At 71.4% G+C, this 20,638-nt stretch carries 16 protein-coding genes; 3 read left to right on the top strand and 13 right to left on the bottom strand.

Annotation, left to right across the window (positions count from 1 at the left end):
* Window positions 1-83 precede the first annotated feature (83 nt).
* Window positions 84-3,179, top strand: coding sequence for a CheR family methyltransferase (locus WMF44_RS09330; protein ID WP_437298778.1), 3,096 nt, complete (start codon window positions 84-86; stop codon window positions 3,177-3,179).
* A gap of 5 nt (window positions 3,180-3,184) precedes the next feature.
* Here the strand turns inward: WMF44_RS09330 and WMF44_RS09325 are convergent, their stop codons facing one another.
* The 3 genes from WMF44_RS09325 to WMF44_RS09315 form a co-directional block, all read right to left on the bottom strand.
* A complete protein-coding gene (locus WMF44_RS09325; RefSeq protein WP_437298777.1) occupies window positions 3,185-3,544 on the bottom strand; it encodes a gamma-glutamylcyclotransferase family protein in 360 nt (119 codons plus the stop codon).
* Complete coding sequence (locus WMF44_RS09320) at window positions 3,541-3,897, bottom strand: response regulator (RefSeq protein ID WP_044964390.1); 357 nt, start codon at window positions 3,895-3,897, stop codon at window positions 3,541-3,543. The genes WMF44_RS09325 and WMF44_RS09320 overlap by 4 nt, the downstream gene beginning before the upstream one ends.
* A gap of 527 nt (window positions 3,898-4,424) precedes the next feature.
* Window positions 4,425-4,829: a response regulator gene (locus WMF44_RS09315; RefSeq protein ID WP_437298776.1), complete on the bottom strand. Its 405-nt coding sequence runs from the start codon at window positions 4,827-4,829 to the stop codon at window positions 4,425-4,427.
* Between the two features lie 494 nt (window positions 4,830-5,323).
* Between WMF44_RS09315 and WMF44_RS09310 the strand changes: the two genes are divergently transcribed.
* Window positions 5,324-7,030 (top strand): oxidoreductase, encoded by a 1,707-nt coding sequence (locus tag WMF44_RS09310; protein WP_437298775.1) that lies wholly within the window; start codon window positions 5,324-5,326, stop codon window positions 7,028-7,030.
* A 40-nt stretch (window positions 7,031-7,070) separates the two neighbouring features.
* Here WMF44_RS09310 and WMF44_RS09305 read toward each other — a convergent pair whose 3' ends face one another.
* The 4 genes from WMF44_RS09305 to WMF44_RS09290 form a co-directional block, all read right to left on the bottom strand.
* Window positions 7,071-8,480 (bottom strand): adenylate/guanylate cyclase domain-containing protein, encoded by a 1,410-nt coding sequence (locus tag WMF44_RS09305; protein WP_437298774.1) that lies wholly within the window; start codon window positions 8,478-8,480, stop codon window positions 7,071-7,073.
* Window positions 8,477-10,462, bottom strand: a complete 1,986-nt coding sequence (locus WMF44_RS09300) for a hypothetical protein (RefSeq protein ID WP_437298773.1) — start codon at window positions 10,460-10,462, stop codon at window positions 8,477-8,479. Before WMF44_RS09300 ends, WMF44_RS09305 begins: the two co-directional genes overlap by 4 nt.
* A gap of 20 nt (window positions 10,463-10,482) precedes the next feature.
* Window positions 10,483-10,704 (bottom strand): Franean1_4349 family RiPP, encoded by a 222-nt coding sequence (locus tag WMF44_RS09295; protein ID WP_012234358.1) that lies wholly within the window; start codon window positions 10,702-10,704, stop codon window positions 10,483-10,485.
* A 121-nt stretch (window positions 10,705-10,825) separates the two neighbouring features.
* Window positions 10,826-11,905: a geranylgeranyl pyrophosphate synthase gene (locus WMF44_RS09290; RefSeq protein ID WP_437298772.1), complete on the bottom strand. Its 1,080-nt coding sequence runs from the start codon at window positions 11,903-11,905 to the stop codon at window positions 10,826-10,828.
* Window positions 11,906-12,037: 132 nt separating this feature from the next.
* Here WMF44_RS09290 and WMF44_RS09285 point away from each other — a divergent pair, with 132 nt between their 5' ends.
* Window positions 12,038-14,041: a C1 family peptidase gene (locus tag WMF44_RS09285; protein ID WP_437298771.1), complete on the top strand. Its 2,004-nt coding sequence runs from the start codon at window positions 12,038-12,040 to the stop codon at window positions 14,039-14,041.
* 11 nt (window positions 14,042-14,052) lie between these two features.
* On the opposite strand, the gene WMF44_RS09280 is transcribed toward WMF44_RS09285, so the two are convergent.
* The 6 genes from WMF44_RS09280 to WMF44_RS09255 all read right to left on the bottom strand — a co-directional run bounded on the left by WMF44_RS09280 (window position 14,053) and on the right by WMF44_RS09255 (window position 20,335).
* The gene (locus tag WMF44_RS09280; protein WP_437298770.1) at window positions 14,053-14,850 is read right to left on the bottom strand and encodes a TetR/AcrR family transcriptional regulator; all 798 of its coding nucleotides are present in this window, start codon (window positions 14,848-14,850) and stop codon (window positions 14,053-14,055) included.
* 155 nt (window positions 14,851-15,005) lie between these two features.
* A complete protein-coding gene (locus WMF44_RS09275; protein ID WP_437298769.1) occupies window positions 15,006-15,290 on the bottom strand; it encodes a hypothetical protein in 285 nt (94 codons plus the stop codon).
* A gap of 197 nt (window positions 15,291-15,487) precedes the next feature.
* On the bottom strand, window positions 15,488-15,934 hold the full coding sequence (locus WMF44_RS09270; RefSeq protein WP_437298768.1) for an NUDIX hydrolase: 447 nt from the start codon (window positions 15,932-15,934) through the stop codon (window positions 15,488-15,490).
* On the bottom strand, window positions 15,931-17,577 hold the full coding sequence (locus WMF44_RS09265; protein WP_437298767.1) for a transglutaminase-like domain-containing protein: 1,647 nt from the start codon (window positions 17,575-17,577) through the stop codon (window positions 15,931-15,933). Before WMF44_RS09265 ends, WMF44_RS09270 begins: the two co-directional genes overlap by 4 nt.
* A 139-nt stretch (window positions 17,578-17,716) precedes the next feature.
* Window positions 17,717-18,967, bottom strand: a complete 1,251-nt coding sequence (gene pcnB / locus WMF44_RS09260) for a polynucleotide adenylyltransferase PcnB (RefSeq protein WP_012234352.1) — start codon at window positions 18,965-18,967, stop codon at window positions 17,717-17,719.
* A 405-nt stretch (window positions 18,968-19,372) separates the two neighbouring features.
* On the bottom strand, window positions 19,373-20,335 hold the full coding sequence (locus tag WMF44_RS09255; protein ID WP_437298766.1) for a serine/threonine-protein kinase: 963 nt from the start codon (window positions 20,333-20,335) through the stop codon (window positions 19,373-19,375).
* Window positions 20,336-20,638: the final 303 nt, after the last annotated feature.

Genomic DNA, 20,638 nt, shown 5'->3' with positions numbered 1-20,638 from the left:
CCCACCGGAACCCTGGCTTAGTCCCTGTCAGGCTCTCGCCGCCGCGAGACGCGTGAGAGAGCGCCCAACCGTTCAAGCCGACAATGCCCGAACAGAAGAAGTCACGCCGGACGCAACTCGGGGCACCGGGCCCGAGCGACGCCGCGCCCCAGGCCGGCAGGGCATCCGCGCCGGGGCGCGCGCCGGTCCCGCCCGAGGACGCCGGCGAGAGCGCCGCGGCGGGCGGGCCGCGCGCCGAGGGTGAGCTGCGCTTTCCCGTCGTCTGTGTGGTCGCTTCGGCCGGCGGACGCGGCGCGATCGCGGAGCTCCTCCGGCGGTTGCCGAGCAGGGATACCAGCCTCTCTCTCGTCCTGATCTACAGCGCAGATCCAGGGGAGCTCCCCCTCCTCGAGCTCGTGGCGCAGAGCAGCCCTCTCCCTGTGGCCGAGCTCCGATCGGAGATGAAGCTCGCGCCGGGTCGCGTCCAGGTCCTGCCCCCGGAGGCGCAGGCGACGCTGGCGGGGCTCCGCGTCGAGCTCGCGCCGCGGGGCGAGGGCGGCCCGGGCCCTGGCGATCTCTTCCTGCGCTCGCTCGCGGGCGAGCTGGGGTCGGGCGCGGTGGCCGTCGTGCTGTCCGGCGCCGGGAGCGACGGCGCGCTGGGGCTGAAGGACGTGAAGGCCGAGGGCGGGGTCACCTTCGCGGAGAACCCGCGCGGCGCGGAGCGGCCGGCGCTCCCGCGGAGCGCCATCGCGGCGGGAGGCGTCGACTTCGTCCTCAGCGTCGAGGAGATCGCGGCGGAGCTCGTGCGGATGGGTCGCCCCGGGCACGTGCTCGCTCCATGGCTCAGGCAGGGTGCGCCCCTCGGCATGGACGCCGATCTCAGCAAGCTCCTCAGGCTGGTTCACGCCGCGGTGGGCGTCGACTTCAGCCAGTACAAGAAGAGCACCCTGAGGCGGCGCATCCAGCGGCGAATGACGCTCCATCGGCTCGCCACCCTCCAGGATTACCTGGATCATTTGAGAGCGCACCCCGGCGAGATCGAGGATCTCTACCAGGACCTCCTCATCAAGGTCACCACGTTCTTCCGCGATCCGGGCGCCTTCGCCGCGCTGAAGACCCACGTGTTCCCGGTGCTCATGCACGGCAGGCCGCAGGACTCCCCTGTTCGCATCTGGGTGCCGGGCTGCTCGACGGGCGAGGAGGTCTACTCTCTCGCGATCTCGTTGCTCGAGTTCCTCGAAGCCGACGCGACCGATCATGCCATCCAGATCTTCGGCACCGACCTGAGCGAGGCCGCCATCCAGCAGGCGCGGTCCGGCATCTACATCGAGAGCATCTCGATGGACGTCTCTCCCAGCCGGCTGCGCCGCTTCTTCGTCAGGGTACAAGGCGGCTTTCAGGTCAACAAATCGGTCCGCGATCTGTGCATCTTCTCGCGCCACAACGCCGCGACCGACCCGCCCCTGTTGAAGCTCGATCTCACCAGCTGCCGCAACCTGATGATCTACCTGGAGCCGAGCCTGCAGCGCCGGCTGCTGCAGACGTTCCACCAGGCCCTCAAGCCCACGGGGTTCCTGCTCCTCGGCTCGTCCGAGAGCCTCACCACGGCGCCCGATCTGTTCGGGGTCGTGGACAGGACCCACAGGATCTTCTGCAGGCGCGCCGCGTCGGAGGCGGCTCACCCGCTCGCCCTCAGCGCGCCCGCTCTGCCCGGCGCGCCGGTGGTCGCGCTGGCGTCGGAGCGGCCGCGGGAGCCCGAGGGGCTCGGCATGGATGCGGTGCGCAAGGAGGCCGACGCCATCGTCATGGCGCGCTATGCCCCCGCCGGCGTGGTCGTGGACGAGGAGATGCAGATCGTCCAGTTCCGGGGCAAGACGGGGCCCTACCTCGAGCCGTCACCGGGCGACGCCAGCCTCCACCTCTTCAAGATGGCCCGAGAGGGGCTCGTCCTCGGCATCCGGGCCGCCATCGACGCGTCGATGAACTCGGGGGCGATGGCCCGCAAGGAGCAGCTCAAGGTCAGGCAGGACGAGAAGATCCGGTACGTCGACGTCGAGGTCTGGCCGCTCAAGGTGCGGCTCCCGCAAGGGCGCTGCTTCCTCGTCACCTTCTCCGAGTCGGGCGCCGCGCGGCTGGACCGGCAGGGCAGCGACCCGGCCCCGAGCGACGCCCAGAAGGATCTGGAGATCGTCCAGCTCCGCAGGGAGCTCGTGACCACGAGGGAGTACCTCCAGTCGCTCATCGATGAGCTCGAGGCGACGAACGAAGAGCTCCTGTGCACGAACGACGAGATCCTCGCGAGCAACGACGAGCTGCACAGGGTGAACGACGCGCTCGAGGGCGCCCACGACGAGCTCGAGTCGGCGAACCAGGAGCTGACGACCATCAACGAGGAGCTCCGCAGCAGCAACGTCGCGCTCGGCCTCGCCAACGACGAGCTGCGCAAGCTCCTCGGCGGCATGAACATCCCGATGCTGATGGTCGACGCGGATCTACGGATCCGCCGGGTCGCCGGCGCCGCCGACAAGCTGCTCGGCCTCGCCGCGAGCGACGTGGGCAGGTCCATCCTCGAGGTGAAGTCGAGGAGCGTGGCCGACATCGCGCCGGTCGTCGCCGAGGTGCTAGGCACGATGAGCACCGTCGAACGGCGCGTCGAGGACCGCGACGGGCGCTGCTATCTCATGCGGGCACGCCCTTCCCGGACCACCGACGACGAGGTCGACGGCGCGGTGATCTGCTGGCTGGAGAGCGATGCGCCGAGGCGCGCGGCGCGCGACCTCGCGGGCGCGCGCGACGGCCTCTCCGCCGTCTTCGAGGTGCTGCGCCATCCGTTCCTCCTGCTCGACGGGGAGCTCCGGATCCGGGCGGTCACCCGGCGCTACTGCGAGCAGTTCATGGTCCCGCTCGGGGACATCGAGGGACGATCGCTCTCGGCCATCGACGCCGGATGGAACACCCCGCAGCTGGAGCAGCAGCTCCGGGACGTGCTCCACCGCCGCGCCGCGCTCGTCGACTTCCGCCTCGAGGCCGTGCTCGCGCACGCCGGCCGCAGGACGCTCTCGTTCTCAGCCTTCCGGCTCCAGGCCGACGAGGGCGAGCTCCCGGCCCTGCTGCTCGTCGTCGAAGACAGGACGGCGCCCGAGATCGACCCGGCCGGTCCACCCGGGCTGCGGCCAGCGCGCCGCGCCGGCCCCGGCTGACGCGCTCATCGCCGCCGTGTCCGCCAGTCCCCCGAGGCGATCCGAGGCCACCCGAGCGCCTGCCCCGCGGGCATCAGGTAGGCCTCGCAGAGCGCGCCTCCATGGAGCTCGATCGGCTCACGCCTGAAGAGGTCGGGGCAATCCTCGTAGAGATCGAGCGAGGGCAGCGCCTCCGGGTCCGGCTCGTACAGCTCCCCGAGGACCGCGACCGAGCCCCCGCGCACGAGCGCCGGGTAGGCGCCGAGATCGGCGAGCTCGAACGACGGGGCCGTGCGGGCGGGCCCGAGGCACCGCGCGCGCCCGAGCAGCGCGTGCGCGCGCTCGCCGCGCATCAGCGTGCCGTAGACGAACAGGCGCGCCGTCACCGGCAGTGCTGTTCGACCGCGGCGAGCAGCTGCTCGAGGTTGATCGGCTTCTTGAGGAACTGCGCCGCGCCGAGCGAGGACACGAACTCGTCGCGGCCCGTCGCCGAGATGATCACCACCGGGATCGCGGCGAGCTCCGGATCCTTCTTCTGCTCCGCCCTGAACTGCCAGCCATCCATGATCGGCATCATGAGATCGAGCAGGATGAGCCCGGGTCTCGGATCCGTTCTCAGCGCGCTGAGCGCCTCGCCGCCGTGCGCCGCCGACGCGACGGCGTACCCCTCCTCCTGCAGGAGCTCGGCGAGGGTCTCTCGAATATCCGGATCGTCATCGACAACGAGGATCCTCTTCAAGGGAGTGGCAGGCACGGTGCATCAACCACTATGCGAAAGCCTGACGTCACGGCGAAACAGGGAAAGCCCTGAATCCCTGCTCGGGTTCCGCTTGATGAGGCTCTTTCTGCGAGGAAGGGGGCTCATGAAGGTCTCTCTACGTCTCTCTACGTCTCTCTGCGTCTCTCTCCGGCAATCAGCGCCGCAAAGACGCCTCGGAGCGGAGCCCGCTCCCGCGTCGCCCGTGCGGCCAACCAACCACGCGGGGTCGACGTTGGTTGAGCCGGCAGCTCTGGCAGGCGGGTACGGGCGTACGCATTACGGCGATCGATCGTCGGCGGTCGAGCCCGATGTTACAGCACGGTGACGCTCCGGCGAAGCCGCTCTGTGCCCGATCTGCGGCCAGCCAGGGTGAGCGCAGCGCGGCCTGCTCGCCATCCACCACGTCATGAGCGGCGATCCTACCACCGGCGCCGGGGGGCGCAGCAGCCCGGCGTCCGCCGGAACGACGGCCCGAGGCGCTCGCGACGCGGTCCGAACGGGCAGCGTCAACGGTCGATGTCTGTTGATCCGCGCGAGCCGAGCGAGCCGAGCACCACCTTCGAGAGGGTGCCCAGCAGGACGTCGATGTCCACCGGCTTCGGGATGAGCGCGGCCGCATGCAGCCGCTCGGCGATCGCCTGCATCTCGTGGGGGAGGCGGGCGGAGAAGATCATGAGGGGCGAGGGCGTGCCGAGCCCCTCGATCTCGGAGACGAACCGGTCCGTCGTCATGCCCGGCATCGTCAGATCGAGGAGGACCGCGTGGAAGCGCCGCTCCGCGAGCGCATCGAGCACCGCGCGCGCGGTGGCGGTCAGCTCGACCTCGTACCCTTCCAGGGTCAGGAGCTCTTCCAGCATCGTCGCGGTGTCAACGTCGTCCTCCGCAACCAGGATCACGTGCTTGCCACACATGGCTCCCCTCGGCTTTCTTCAGTAGCGGGGGTCGCTCGCCAGGGCAGCGCGCCCTCTCTTCCCCATGCTGGGCGAGGACGGGATGGGCGCTCGACGCTGCCCGAGCCTCCGCTGGCCAGCAGCCAGCGCAGCGCGAGCAACCTCGGTGATGCCCCCGGTGTGACGAATCGTCCGGACACACCGAAGCGCTCGCCGCGGTGCGCCACACGTACGACCACGCCACCAGGTGCGCAGCCCGACAGTCCGCCGCTGTCTGCCGATCCAGTACGTTCCGTTCCCCCTCTCCCGCCCAGGGCAGTATGAAAGCCCGACTGCGCGCCGGATGCAACTCCGGGTAGAAGGAGCGACTCCGGGCGCGAGGAACCGACCGGGGGGGGTGGGGAGTGAGAGCAGACAGAGAGCGCGAACGGACTCCCCGACAGGGGAGACACCCTGGTAGACTCTCATGGATGCCTGGCGAACGCCGCGTCGCGCTACTCGCGATGGAGCCAACCATGCCGGACGGTGGGGGAGCGCCGTCCAGCCATGGAGTCCGTCGTGTCGAGGCCTCCTTGCTCGCCGATCCGGACCTCGCCGGCGTACCGATCCACGTGATCGACGCGCAGACGAGGGATCTCGACGCGTGGGTCGCGGAGGTCGAGACCGTGGACGCGGACGTGGTCGGCCTCGCCGCGCACGTCTGGTCGTTCCCCACGTTCATCGAGATCGCGCGCCACCTGCAGCGCAACCGGCCGGGGCGCACGATCGCCCTCTGGGGGCCCCTCGCGCGCCCCGCGATGTTCGCGCTCGCGCCCTGGCGCGACGCCACCGCTTGCATCGACGCCCTCGTGCACGGCAACGAGCTCACGTTCCGGGACATCGTCCGGCTGAGCGAGCGCTCTCCCGATGCGCTGCGCGCCGTGCCGGGGCTGCACGTGTGCACCGCCGGCGGCTGGGTCTCGACGGGCGACCCCCTCTACGTGGCGCCCGACGCGCTCCCCTCGCCGATCCGGATGAAGCTGCTCCCGACCGATCGCATCGTCCCGCTCGAGATCTGCCGCGGGGGCGCCATGAGCTGCGCGACGTGCGGCGTCTCCGCGGGCGACGCCGGCGGCGTCTTCTCCGAGGCCTACCTCGTCGAGGAGCTGAGCGCGCTCCGCGCCGCCGGCGCGCCGGGCGCGCAGATCGTCGACGCCCCGCTCAACCTGAGCGCGGAGGCGTTCCGGAACCTGGTGGCCGCGGAGAAGCAGGTCGGCTTCTTCAAGCAGGCGACGCTGACGGCATCGATCGATCCCGAGCACGTGCACGACGAGCACCTCGAGTTCCTCCGCGGCGTCGCGCGTGTGTCGCTCGACGCGCGGCTGCCGCCGCTCAACAAGGAGACGGGCGACGGCACGCAGCGCCCCTTCAGGGAGTCGAAGTTCGCGAAGGTGATCGAGGAGCTCTCGACGTTCACGGACATCGAGGTGGACATCCTCCTCGGCCTCCCGGGCGACGGTCCGATCACGTTCCGGCGCACGCTCGAGCGCGCGCGCGAGCTCCCGTGCAAGGTCCGCATCTTCCACAGCCTCGTCCTTCCGGACGACCTCATGGTCCGCGCGCCCGCCTCGTTCGAGCTCCGCTTCGACCCCTTCACGCTGATGATGCGCTCCTGCCTCGGCTGGTCCGAGGACGCGCTCTCTCGCGAGCGCAGCCGCCTCATCGAGATGGCCTACCGCGAAGGCGGCGAGATCACGCCGGACATGTGGTCGTTCCCCGGGCCTCGGGAGATGCGGCGGCCCGCGATGCCGCTCGGCAGCGGCGTGGTCCCGCCGGGCGCCGAGATCCGGGTCGAAGGCGCGACGACGCTCGCGCCGGCGGGTCAGGACTTGCAGCGCGTGCTCGAGCTCGGGATCAAGGAGGCGACCTCCGGCGGGTGGACGTTCGTGGAGGCCTCGGCGCGCCCGGGCGAGATCGTCGTCATCATGAAGACGCGCGACGGCGCGCTGGTCGTCGAGATGCGCCCCGCCTCACCCACGGAGAACGCCTACAAGGTCGTGGACGGCGTCGCGTTCGGCTACCGCTCGCCGCGCGGCGTGAAGATGAGCGACGGCGCGCTCCGCCTGCTCGATCGCGTCCTCCAGCGCCTCCACGCGCCGGCGCGCACGGCGCTCGGCCTGTCGACGCAGGACGGCGGCCCCGGCTCGGCGCGCGTCCGGCGCTTCCGCGCCACGCCCTCGTGACCCCCTCGCCCTGATCGCGCAGCGCGCCGCGAGCCTCCGGCTACTCCTTGCCGCGCAGGGCGGCCGGCGCCCGCGGCGGCATCGATTCCATGGGACGGGCCCTCGAGAGGAGCTCTCTCCGGAGCTCGCTCAGGCGCGCCGGAGACAGCTCCATGTGGTCCACGATGTAGGGGTGGACCTGGCGGCTCTTGCCCCGGATGCTCAGCGCGCCGGTCGGCTGCGCCGGGACGCAGTCGTCGAGGGTCGCGTACGTCGTCTGGCAGATGATGATCTTGGAGCCGAGCTCCTTGTTGAACTGCTCGAGGCGCGCGGCCGTGTTTACTGTATCTCCGATGCAGGTGTATTCCATGCGCTGGAGCGAGCCGATGTTGCCGGAGATGACGGTGCCGGTCGCGATGCCGACGCCCATCTGGATCTCGCCGCAGCCGAGGAGCTTCCGCTGGTTCATGCGCTCGAGCGCCTGCACCATCTCGATCGCCGCGATGACGGCGCGCTTCGGCGCATCCTCGACGGAGAGCGGCGCGCCGAACACCGCCATCAGCCCGTCGCCGATGTACTTGTCGAGGGTGCCCCCGTAGCGGAACACGATCTCGACCATCTCCGTGAAGTACTCGTTCAGGAACGAGACCACGGCCTCCGGCTCGACCGACTCGGTGAGCGGGGTGAAGTTGCGGATGTCCGTGAACATCACCGAGACGTGCCGCCGCGTGCCTCCCAGCTTGAGCCGCCTCGGATCGGACAGGACGAAGTCGACGAGATCCTTCGACAGGTACCGGCCGAGCTCCTGCTTCTCGCGCTCGAGCCGGAGGCGGGCCATGGACTCCACCTCGGCCCGCACGACCAGGTTGCGCGACATCCGCGCGATGATGCCGGCGACGACGCCGGGGAGCGCGATGAAGAGGATCTGCTGGCACTGATCCGCGATGTTGATGGCGTTCTGTCCGTAGACGGACACCGGGCTGATCGGGACCGCGCCGGAGCCGACCGTGACGGCGAGCACGATCGAGTTGAAGAGGGCCGACAGCCCCGCCGAGTACAGGCACGCCGCGAGGCTGTAGCGGAAGCCCGACATCAGGTTCCAGAGCACGTAGACGGTCGCGAGGTAGCTCGTGAAGTACTCGATGATCCCGGAGTGATTCCTCGCGTTCCCCAGGGCCGTGAGCGTCAGGAGCGCGAGGTCGACGAAGATGCTCACGTACTTGAGCCAGCCCGCGTAGACGCCGGGGCGCAGCCGGAAGAACGCGTAGAGCACGAGCGAGTAAGCGAGGTACCCGCCGGTCAGGATCGCGAAGATCTGGTTGGCGGCCGGCGTGTTGATCGTCCACACGTGCACGAGCGTGGCGGCGCTGAGCAGCGCGAACGCGAGCCGGATGTGGTTCACGATCTGCTCGCCGCGCATCTCCTGCGCCTCCATGATCCGCACGATCTCGGGCGACTTCTCGATGCTCATGTGCGACGCCCCCCTGCGCGCTGCAGCCGGGACCGCGCCGCGGCGAGCCCGCGCGCGCAGAGCGCGGTCGTCAGCGCTCTGCCCTGGTGGTGGCCCTCGCGACCGCGCTTCATGGGCACCCGGTAGAGCGGCTCCGCTGGCCAGGAGCCGTCCACGAGCTGGCGCTCGCCGAGGTAGCGCATCCCTCGCTCGAGGAGCAGCGGATCGGGCCGCTCCCTCATCGCGGCCCCCTCGAGGCACGCGGCCGTGCGGAGCGGCGCCCCGGAGCCGCCGTCGAGCCGCGGCGACTGGAGCATCCGCGACAGCGTCGCGGCCTCGACCGCCGCGACCTCGTCGGCCCACCGCGCGTCCCCCGCCCTCCCCCGGTAGAGCCGCGCGAAGCGGAGGAACGCGAGGTCCGTGTACGAGGCATCGTAGAAGCAAGCGCCCTCGAAGCCGCTCCCCGAGGCGACGTCGAGCACGCGCCGCGCGTTCGCGTCGATGAGCCGCGCGAACCGCTCCGCGTCGAACGAGAGCAGGCCCACGAGCAAGTTCAGCCGGACGGTCGTGCAGTCGTCGCCGGCCCACGCCACGCCCGGCGTGGTCGGCCCCGCGGGCCCGCGGTAGAACCAGGTCGGAACGACGCTGTCGTCACCCACGTTGGCCAGCATGACCTCGATCCACGACTCCGCCCGCTCCTTCGCCGCGCCCGTCTCGGCGACCAGCTCGAGCGCGACGCCGAGGAGGTCGGCGTCCGGCGGGACGTCACGGAACGCGGTGAAGTAACGGAGCTCCCCCGCCGGGATCTCCTCGAGCAACGCCGCGGCGTCGGCGCGGACGTCGCGCCCGACCTCCCCGATCTCGAGCAGCGCCCTCAGGATCGTCGCCCGGACGAACCAGTGCCCGACCGGCTGCTCGCTCGACCCGAGCACGCCGAAGCGCTGCACTTCCCAGGACTCGCGCCACGGCGCGGCGTCCAGGAGGAACGCGACCGCCGCCTGCAGATCCGCGCGCGCCTCGTCGGGCGGCGCCGGCTCGCCCTGCGCGCGCGGCGGCCCGAGCGCCGCGCCGGGGCCGAGGAGATCGCGGAAAGACATCAGCCCCTCGAAGAAGCGGAGGCGCTCGCCGAGCGCCTCGAGGAATTCACGCTGCGCCTCGGCGAGGCCGCGCGCGCTCGGGCTCGTCCGAGGAGAGGCGGCCACGACCTCACGGGCGGATGCGAGCGTCTCCTGCATGCGCGCGGCGAGCGCGGCGCGGTACGGGCGGGTCGCGAGCAGGCCGTGGATCTCGCCGCGGCGCACGCGGGACGCGCGCTCGCCCGAGAGCGCGCGGAGCAGCGGCGGAGCGAGCCCCGCGCCGCGCAGCCAGAGCGCGAAGAGCGGCGTGAGCGTCGGCGCTGCGAGGTCAGGCGCGATCGGATCGATCCAGAGGCGCACGAGCCCGTCCAGCAGCCAGATCGGCTCGGCCACGGTCTCTCCGAAGCGACGGGAAGGCGCGAGATCGTCGCCTGCGACGAGCGCGGGCGCCGTCCAGAGGGCCACGGCCTCGCGCGCGCCGGCGGCGGGGGGCGCCGCCAGGACGCCGGAGCCGTCGATCTCGATCACCGGGTTCTCGCGCCACGAAGCCTCCGCCAGGTCGGCCAGGCCCAGGAGCCACCCGTGCGCGCGCGCGTCGTCCGCGTGCCGCGCGAGGAGACGCGCGGCGATCGCGCCCCGCGCGAGCGCGTCAGGAGCGCCTTCGATGCCCCCGGCGGCCACCGCGGCGACCGCCACGGCGGCGTCCGCGGCTGCGTCGCGCGCGGACACCCGCCCGCAGAGCCGCAGCGCCCAGCTGGCCCACGGAACGCTGTACCCCGGCGGTGTGCCCACGCTGCGCTCGAGCGCGAGCGCTCCCCACGCCGATCCACCGCGCTGAAGCGCCCCCTCGGATGACAGGTGCGCCGACCAGGCGTGCTCGCACACAGCCCGGTCACCCGGGTCGAGCCATGGCCAGGCGGCGGTCACCCCTCCAGCAGGGGACAGCGTCACATACCGACTCCGCCCTCACGCGCCGCGGCCGAGATGGCCGCATCGACCGCTTCGGGCGTCGAGGTCGCGGCGTCCCGGATGCGCTGGAGCGTCTCCGCGCCGACGTCGTACCCCTCTGCCTCGATGGTGCGCTCGGGATCGGCAAGGAGCTGCTGGCGGAAGCTCGAATCCACGACGGCGCGACCGATGAGCTCTGCCTCTGATTTCTTCGACGTCACGACTCCTCGCTTTCTCGCTCGGGAGGCTAGGAGACCTCCAAACGGCGAGCAAGTACAAGCAGGCGCGTCCGCGCGTGCTCGCGTCCTCGCGGGGTGAAGCGTCCGCGCACGACACACCGGTTCACCGCGGCGCGACGACGGGCTCGCCGGCGAGCGCGCTGAAGAACGCGAGGAATACCCGCCGCTGGATCGCGACCATGTACTGCTCGCGCTCCCTGCAGAACCGCGCAGCCTCCGGTAGCCCGAGGGCCCCCGCGGCGATCTCGGCGCGAGCCAGCTCACAACGCGCCTCCTCCAGGATGGCGTCGAAGCCGCCGCGCGCGAACAGCCGCGCGCGCAGGGCCGCCGCGCTGCGCATCTCCTGAGCGCGACAAGACCCGCTGTCGGAGACGTCGGCCCCGCTCGGCGACGCCGCATCCGCCTCGGCGAGCGCCCAGAGCCGGGAGAGCACATACGTTGTGTTGCCGAACGCACGATCCTTCTCCGCGTGCAGCAGGTCCGCGAACAGCTGATGCGCTGCAACAAGGGCGGAAACGAACTCCTCGAGGGCGGCCATGTGCTCGGCCTGCGACACCGCGAACAGGGCCGCCGCGGCCGGGAGCACGAGCGGGCGCGAGCGGGCGAGCACCCGCCGGAACGCGGCGCCGTCCCGCGGGCCTGCGCCGCGGTGGAGCCGCCGCTCGAGGAGCATCGCCTCGCCATACCCGAGCCAGACCTCCTCGAAGAGGCCCCAGAAAGCGCTCCCGCCGGGCAGCGAACGGGCGAGCAACGCCTGATGGCGAGCGAACAACGCCCCGGACAGGAGCACCGTCGCTCCAGGCTCACCGACCCCTTCGTCCAGCAGGTCATCCTCGATCCGGACGTGCAGGTACCCGACCGCTGCCGCCTCGGCGAGGTCGGCGGCGAGCGGCGGAAGCGCCGGCGATCCAGCGTCCAGCGCGAGCGCCGGCCCGCCGGGACGCATCGCGACCCAGAGCGGCAGCTCGAGCACCGGGAGCGCCGTCGGGTGCGAGAAGTAGCCCTCGCCCGGCTCCCCCTCGAACAGCCTGAGGCGCGCGGCGAGCTCATCGAACAGCGCGCCGAGCTCGCGCCCCAGCCGAGCCCGGAACGACGCGAGCCGCCGCAGCACCTCGGCCTCGAGCGCCGCCTCGATGGCGCCTTGCGCGCTTTCGCCTCCCCCTGCGCGGCTGTCCTGGCTCATCCCACCTCCGGACGGCGCTGGCGGCGCCGGCCCGGGCGACGCTAGCACGAGCCGCCCGAGGGGGCGGGCCCCGCCGACTTTGCCCCGCGCGCCGCCCGTGCGACACTCAGCGACTTCACGAGATCAGAGACCATGATCGATTCCGAGCGTTTCGCTGGGCGTCACGGGGACATCACGACCGACGCGCGCGCTGACGTCCTCGATTTTCGCGACACCCTCTATCGCCCCACGATGGTGGAAGTGCCTCCGATCATGCCCCCGGAGCGCTTCGTGGAGTACGGCGTGCCCGTGCTCGACCAGGGCAAGAACAACGGCTGCACCGGCTTCACGGTCGCCACCGTGGCGCACTACCTGCTGCGCAGGCGCCGGGTCTCGCCGGACCGCAGCCTCGTCAGCCAGAACATGGTGTACACGATGGCGCGCCGCTACGACGAGTACCCCGGCGAGGACGACGCGAGGGGATCCAGCCTGAGGGGCGCCATGAAGGGCTGGCACAAACACGGTATCTGCTCCTATGAGCACTGGCCGTGGGACGCGAACGATCTCCACGGCACGCTCACGCCGGAGCGCGCAGTGGACGGGATGCTCCGGCCGCTCGGCCTGTATCAACGGGTGAACCACAGGGACCTCCCGGCGATGCACAGCGCCCTCGCGGAGGTCGGGATCATCGCGGCCTCGGCGCTGATCCCGTTCAACGGCTGGTATTATGGGACCCAGAGGAACGGCATCATCCCGACGGTCGACAAGACGAACCCCTTCATCGCCCCCTGGGGAGGTCACGCGTTCGCGATCATCGGGTATGACGCGGAGGGCTTCTGGCTCCAGAACTCGTGGGGTGTCGGCTGGGGCAAGGGCGGCTTCGGTCGACTCTGTTACGACGACTGGCTTCAATACGGCTTCGACGCGTGGGTCGGGCGGCTCGGCGTCCCGATCCGCCTGAACCAGGCGCGCTCGCTCCGCCCGCTCACGTCCACGAGCCGGACGTTCGCCAGCCTGCGGCCGCACCTCATCAGCGTCGACATGCACGGCCAGCTCCAGCAGCGCGGCGCCTACGGCACGTCGTCGGAGGACGTCCGTATCATCATGGAAGAGGATTTCCTGAGCGCGACCGCGACATGGAAGCGCCGCCGGCTCGTCCTGATCGCGGGCGGCGGGCTGCGCCGGCAGATCGACGCGATCAACCGGATGTCGCGCCTCCGGCCGAAGCTGCTCGGGCACGAGATCTACCCCATCGAGCTCCTCTGGGAGACCGACCATTACCCGCGCCTCCTCGAGATCCTCCATCGCGCCACGGAGGGGCGCCGCCACGACGGCTACGATCCCAGGGCGTTCGGGTTCATGATCGATCGGCGCGACGACGCCCTCGAGCCGCTCGTCCGCCGCATGGGCGGCAAGGCCGAGTGGGACCGCATGAAGCTGGCCGCGGGTGACGCGACGATGGACGCCGACCACGGCGGCCTCCGCGAGATGATCGGCCGCCTCGCGTCGCTGATGGACGGCGATCCGAAGATCGAGCTCCACCTGGTCGCCCATTCGAGCGGCACGTTCCTGCTCGCGCCGCTCGTCCAGCTGATCACCTCGGAGAAGGGCAAGAAGATCGAGGGCGGCCCGATGCGAGGTCAGCTCGGGCTCGGGCTCCCCATCGAGTCGCTCTCCCTGCTCGCGCCGGCGAGCGCCATCGACGCGTTCCGCGACACGTACATGCCGCCCATCAAGAGCGGCATGGTGCGCCGGTTCGCCCTGTTCACGCTCACGGACGAAGCGGAGCTCCAGGACCACTGCGAGGTCTACGGCAGGTCGCTCCTCTACCTGGTGTCGAACGCCCTCGAGCGGCGCCCGCGGGTGCCCGGCACGAGCGGCGTCTCGCTGCTCGGCATGGAGGCGGGGCTCCTCGATCCGGAGAACGCCGACGTCCTTTCGCTGCTCACGGAGACCAAGGACGACCGGCCCGTCGTGTTTCCGAGGGCGGAGTGGATCAAGGGGCCCAACACGAGGCCCCCTCCCCACGGCTCCGAGGCGCGGCGGCATGAGGACTTCGAGAACGACATGACCACGTGGAAGTCCGTCATCGCCCGCATCCTCAACCAGCCGTTCGCCGATCACCTGCCGCCCATGTCGGCGCGGGATCCGTGGTGAACGCGCGCCCCTCACCCCTCCGGGCGGCGCCGCTCCGCTGAGCTCAACCCGCCGAGCGCCGGGGCGCCGAGCCGCCCGGGCGCGAGCGGCGGCGCGCTCGCGCCGCTCAGGAGGAGCGCGAACGACGCCCGGATCTCCTCGCCGAAGTTGATCCGGAAGAGGCCCATATCGGGGCGGCTGCGGATATCGCGGATCACGTCGCTGGGATCGCAGACCTGGCGCATCCCGATGAGCAGGGCGTACATCCGGATGAGGGTCGGGCCGCCGTGGCCGGGAGCGAGCGACGGCAGGCACCGCTCGAGCAGCACCCCGGTGCGCTCGACGTGACCCAGGAGAGAGAGCTTGAAGCGGAGCGCGGCCTCGTAGCTGACGTTCTGCTCGAGCACGCTGTGGAGGATGCCGAGCAAGCGCGTCATCGCGTCGCGCGCGGCGAGGGTCGTCGACAGGATCGAGGCGACGCTCGCCGACGCGTCCTCGGCAGGCGCCCCGGGCGCGGCGCGGCGGGCCCGCGAGGGCCGAGGGCGCGCCGCGCTCGCGTCACCGCGGGAGGCGCAGAAATGCGTCAGATGGATATCCACATCGTGGAACCACTTCGCGAGCTCTTGATCGACGACCGCGAGAAAGAGCTCCTCTTTCGTGGTGAAGTAGAGGTAGAGCGTGCCCTTGGCGAGCCTGGTGCGCTCGGCGACCTGAGCCATGGTGACCTCGGGATAGGGGGTCTCCTGGAACAGCTGCCAGGCTGCGTCGATGATGAACCGCCGCCGCTCCTCCTTCTGCTCCTCCTTCCTCGCTCTCCGCGTCGGGCCCATAGACTTCTCGGTCTACGATGTCTCCAGAAGCGCCGCAATCCAGACTCAGCGGTCACCACACAGCGAGAATTCGAGCCGACGGGCGCGACCAGCGCTCGCCGCGATCGCTCAGCAGAGCAGCGAAACGCATGTTGCAGCCGCGGTAACCGCGTTCATCACATTTCGCCGGACACGGTCACACCGAACCCGTGCAGACCAAGGAACATCGGGGTGACGCCCGAGCGCGCCACCCACGAGACGGTCCTTGAGAGGGCGCGCGCGACCCGCGCCGGGAGCCAGCCCGAGGCCTCGGGTACGCCGGGAGGCACGGCGGCGCGCGAGACGCGCGCGACGCGCGGCGCGGGCAGCGCGAACAGGCCAGCCCCATCGTTGCAAGGCAGCGCGAAGCAGAGAGGAGAAGAGACCAGGGTCGCCACCACGACGACCACCAATCCCCTCATGATCGCCGGACCAGCGCTCACCCCTGCCCCCACATCCAACCTAGCGCTGCCACCGGCGATTGTCGTGAGCGTCAGGGCAGCAAAATAACGTTGCCGCTGTCCAACCATGGACGTTCGACATGGAGAGTCGCCCTTTCTGCGACATCTCACCTCTGCCACGGCCGCGCCAAGTCGGGCGCTCCCTGGATCGCGCCGTTTCAGCCGACGGCCGCCATCGCCAGGGCTTTATGGATCACGCGGAGCGCGACCTCGGTGAGGCCGTAGGCCGGCAGCTCGGGGACGGGTACGAGGGCCACCTCGGAGGCGTCGTCGCCTGGAGAGAGGGCGCCTCCGATCGACTCGCACAGATAATCGAGGATCACATAATGATAGGGAGTCGCCACGATCTCCACGACCTCCACGAGGGGACCGACGCGGACGTCGAGGCCCGTCTCTTCGCGGATCTCGCGGGCGACGGCGTCCGCGAGCCGCTCTCCGGGCTCCACGCGCCCACCCGGAAGCGACCAGGAGCCCTCGAGCGGAGGACGAGCGCGCTTGACGACGAGCACGCGCGGCGCGTCAGGCGCATCCGGCCGGCGATCGATGACGACGGCGCCCACCGCGACGCGCGGGGGCGAGAGGGCGCATGCCGGCGCGTCGCTCACGGGGCGGCGGCTTCCGTGCGGCCGGCCTTGCAGCGGACGTCGCCCGGCGTCGCGACCGCGAGGTCGTACTCGCCCAGCGCGAAATCGCCGGGGATCACGACGGCCCCGTCGTACCGGCCGCGGTCGTCGGTCGACAGCGAGCCGACCGTCACGCCCTGCGGCGCCGCGGTCCCCGTCAGGACCACGTCGACGCGGACGTGCCCGCACGGCGCCCCGGCGCTGCTGACCTGTCCCTGGAGGTGGAGGGGAAAGCCGCGGCGGATGTCCTTGTCCAGCGCGGTCACGACGACGTCGGTGCTCTCCGCCGCGCGCCCGGCCGCATCGGTCGTGGGCGTGGGCGCGGGGGGCGGCGGCGCGGCGGCGCCGCTGCTCCCGGCCCCTGGGCCAGCGGGCCCCGGCTGCGCCTGCTCGGCGCGCGTGCGATCGGCGAGATCCTGGCCCGAGTCGCGCTGCTCCGGCCAGCTGTAGGGATCCGGCGGCGGCACATGCGGCGGGCGGCTCGGATCGACCTCCTGGTCCATGTTGAGGGCGGCCCCCCCGAGGTCGATGCGGTGCCAGAGCGAGCCGTCGAAGACCTCCACCCAGGCGTGCGCCTCGTTGACGACCATCCGCGCGGGGATCCCGATGTGCAGGGCCGTGACGAGGAACGCGAAGGCGCGGTGCCGGCAGACGCCTTTTCGCGAGAGCGCGAGATCCAGGTAGATGTCGCCGTTCCCCTTGGGCGGGTCGTCCGACGGGGCGAACGACCGGAAGTACTCGACCATCTTCTGAACGACGTCGCGCGGCCGCATCGCGGACGAGATGCCGATCGCCTGGGCGACCTGCCTGAACGCCGCCTCGTGGGAGGCCTCCTGCGGCCCGCGGAAGGGCTCGAGCTTGCTCCAGCCGACGTCGGCGAACTCGCTGCCGAAGGTCGCGCGGGCGATGGCGAGCTGCACGATGAGCCGGACGCGCGCGCTCTTCGTGCCGCGCACGAACCAGTTGTCGGCGCCGTCACGCAGGACGACGACCGGGGTATCGGGGTTCACGTGCATCCGCACGAGCCGCGTGTCCGGCCCGACCGTCGGGATCCGGACCGGCTCGTTGGGCACGAGATCGACCGCGATGTCCCCGTAGAACGCCTCGTCGCCCGCCGAGACGGCGCTGTCCGCCTTGACGGTCTTCAGGTTCCTATCTCGGACGACGAGCGAGTAGTCCGCCCTCACGGCGTCGTACGCTTGCAGCCGCTTGAACGGCGCGGTCGCGGGGGAGAACGGATCGTCGTAGCGCTCGACGTTCGGGCGGCGGGTGTCTCGATCCGGCTCGTAGGACGCGTCGGGGCCGGCGTCGGATCCGACGTTGCTGTAGACCTGCTGCTGGTTCGACGGCGGGCGCTGCGGGTCGGGCGCCGTGGCCAGGCCGCTCGGCGTCTGGATCGCCGCGGGGAGCCCGCCGTCGAGCGTCGTCGTGGCGAGCGACACGTCCTCCGCGGGATCCGGCGCGATGAACTCGTGCAGGAGCGACGCCTGCGCATCGGCGAGCCGCGACACGGCGCAAGCGAGCGCGAACACGAGCAGGCTGCGCGCCGAGCCGCCGGACCGGCGCCTGGACACGGGGACAGCCGGTGGAGCAGCAGGGCGCAGGCGCGCGGCCGGAGAGGACATCAGGGGCCTCTTATGAAACCAGAAACCCCGGTGATGTTCCACGGCGGCTGGTCGGTTGCCGCCAGCTACCTGCCCGGCGGCCACCTTCGATCGCGCCGGCGGCGCCGGCGTCGCCCACGTCGCCCACGTCGATCACCGGTCAGCGCCGGAACTGCGCGGCGTCGGCGTGCTGGCGCCGCGGGTGCGGGGCGGAGCGCAGCCGGTCGATCGCTTCGGTCGACTCTCCGCGCGCGGTGAGCTCGGCGGCGAGCACGTCGAGGGCGGGCTGGAAGATGTCCGTCCGCGCGAAGCGGCCAGCGCGCCCCCCCGCGAGCCTCGGCAGGACGGCGACGATGCGCCGCATGCCGTCGGCGTAGCGCCGGGAGATGGCCAGCCGGTCGATGAGAGGCTCGAGGAAATCGGCGACCGCCGCCGCGCGGTCGCGGACGCCGTCGCAGGCCTCCTTCATCGGCTCGAGGAGCAAGAGCGTCCAGAGGACCGTGTCGTCGAGCGGGCGATCCGCCGCGGTGCGCCGGTCGACGTAGTCGAGCACGCGCCAGAGGCGCTGGCCGGGGCCGTCATCGCCGCGATCGTCGTAGAGCAGCGCCGAGACCTCCGGCAGGAGGACGTCGAGCACCCCTGTCTCCCACGCGAGGTAGATCGTCCGGCGCGCCTGGCCGCCGCGCAGCAGGCGCAGGATCTCCTCCGAGAGGCGCGGGCGCGCCGCGAGCGCGAGCGCGTCCCGGCAGTAGACGACCGCATCGTAGACGTCGGGGGTGATCGCGAAGCCCAGGCGACCAGCGAACTTGAGCGCGCGCAGGATGCGGATCGGATCCTCGCGGAAGCGCGTCTCCGGATCGCCGATCGTGTGGACCACCTGGCGGCGCACGTCCTCCATGCCGCCGACCCAGTCGAGGATCTGCCGCGCCTCCACGTCGTAGAAGAGCGCGTTGATCCGGAAGTCGCGGCGGAGCGCGTCCTCGTGCGCGACGCCGAACGCGTTGTCGCTGCGGATGAGCAGCTCGCTCCCGTCGTCGGAGTCCTCCTTCGGGTTGCGGCGGAAGGTCGCCACCTCGATGACCTTGCCGCCCTGGAAGAGGACGTGCACCAGGCGAAACCGCCGGCCGATGATGCGCGAGTTGCGGAACAGCTCGCGGACCTCCTCCGGCCGCGCGCTGGTGGCGACGTCGAAGTCCTTCGGGCGCCGATCCAGCAGCAGATCCCGCACACAACCGCCTACCAGGTAGGCTTGAAAGCCGTGGCGTACCAGGCGTCGCACGACTTTCTGGACGTCCGGATCGATCCGCGCCTCGTCGAAGACGACCTGGTAGCGCCGCGGGGTGGGGATGTCTTCGTCGACCAGCTCGACGCGAAACGGATCTTCGTCGAGGGCGCCTGTGTCCGTCGGCATGAGCTCGCCCTCGGGCCCAGCGCGCGGCCCGGAGGCGCTGCGGCTCTCGTACATCGGGAGTTCGGCGTCGTGAAACGCCGCTGTGCCGTTATCAGGTGATGGGGTCGCGCGACCCATAGTCAGCAACCGAAAAAGCGCCAGGCAAAGCCTGGAGGGAGTGGAGGACGACTGGCGCGCGATTCTGGGATTCCAGGACTCGCTGGAGAACCGACCCGCGCAGATGAGGCCCGCGCCCGCGGACCTCCGAACCACGCCGGCTCGCTCGCCGCGGCCAGCGTCGGCCTGACGAGCGGATCCGGCTGTCGCCCGGAACAAGAGATGGTAACGGCCGTCTAGCAGGGCTTCGCCGTGAGAGCAAAGCCGAGGCGCAGGGGGGCCGACGGAAGCTTCCGGAGCGAGCGGGCTTCACGGTTTGGTGCCCCAGTGCCCGACGCCGGGGGGCGGCGGCGCGCCGGCGTCGGGCGGAGCGGCGGACGACGTCCCGGCGCGGGCCTCGGGCGTCGCGAGCAGCGCCTGCCGCAGCTCCGCCGTCGAGGCGAACCGGCCGCGGGGGTCCTTCACGAGCGCCTTGCGCACGACGGCGTCGAGCTCGCGCGAGATGAGCAGCCCCGGGTGTACCCGGTGAAGCGGCGGCGGCGGCTCGCGCCCGTGCTTCTCTGCGATGGCTGGGTACGGGCCCTGAAAGGGGACACGGCCCGCGAGCATCTCGTAGAGCACGATGCCCAGGGAATAGACGTCGGCGGCGGGCGCCGCCGGCGCGCCCTGCGCCTGCTCGGGCGCCATGTACTCCGGCGTCCCCACGACCCGGGGGAGCAGCGCGCCTTCGGCGCCCTGGCCCAGGATGCACGCGAAGCCGAAGTCGAGCAGCTTGACGATCTCGCGCCCGTCGGCCGCGTGCACGAGGAACACGTTCTCCGGCTTCACGTCGCGGTGGATCACCCCGGCGCGGTGGGCGGCGTCGAGGCCCGAGGCGAGGTCGGCGGCGATCCGGACCGCGCGAGACGGGACGAGCGCTCGGGTGAACGTCAGCGTGTCGGCGAGATCGAGCCCGACGAGCAGCTCCATCGCGAAGCACGGCGCGTCGCCGGCGCGCTCGAGCGCATCGACGCAGAGGACGTTGGGATGACGGACGCGCGACGCCGCGCCGGCCTCTCGCTCGAATCGCGCGACGAGCAGCGGATCGTCGCGGAGCTCTGCCCGGAGGACCTTGACCGCGACGCGCGACGTCGCGGCCTCACGCGGCCTGCCGACGCGATCCGCGAGGTAGACGTGCCCGACCCCGCCGCTGCCGAGCAGCTGCACGACGCGGTACTTGTCGCAGAGGAGCTTGCCCACGAGCGCTTCAGCGGCGACGCGAGCGGGAGGCATGGGATCGATCGTAGCGCAGTCGCGCCTGCCGAAGGGCACGGAGGGCACACGGACGCGACAGCGGCGCAGAAGAGAGCGCTGGCCAGCCTGCGCGCAGCCAGGAGAGGTTCGCGCCCGCACCATCGGGAGGCCGCGTCGCGCGCCCCGCTGCAGCGCAGCGCTCCGGCCGCGACCGTTCCCACCGGCCGGGCCGACGCCACAGGAGGACCGTGGCGCCGCGAGATGACGCGCAAAGTCATCGGTGTGCGCGCAGACCTGGTCGAGCCTGCAGCAGGCGTGGTCGAGGGTCCCGCGGCCAGACGA

This window comes from Sorangium sp. So ce426 (assembly GCF_051475585.1).
GTDB lineage: Bacteria > Myxococcota_A > Polyangia > Polyangiales > Polyangiaceae > Sorangium > Sorangium cellulosum_B.
The sequence above is the reverse complement of the archived record's forward strand: the minus strand, read 5'-3'. Positions and strand labels throughout refer to the sequence as shown.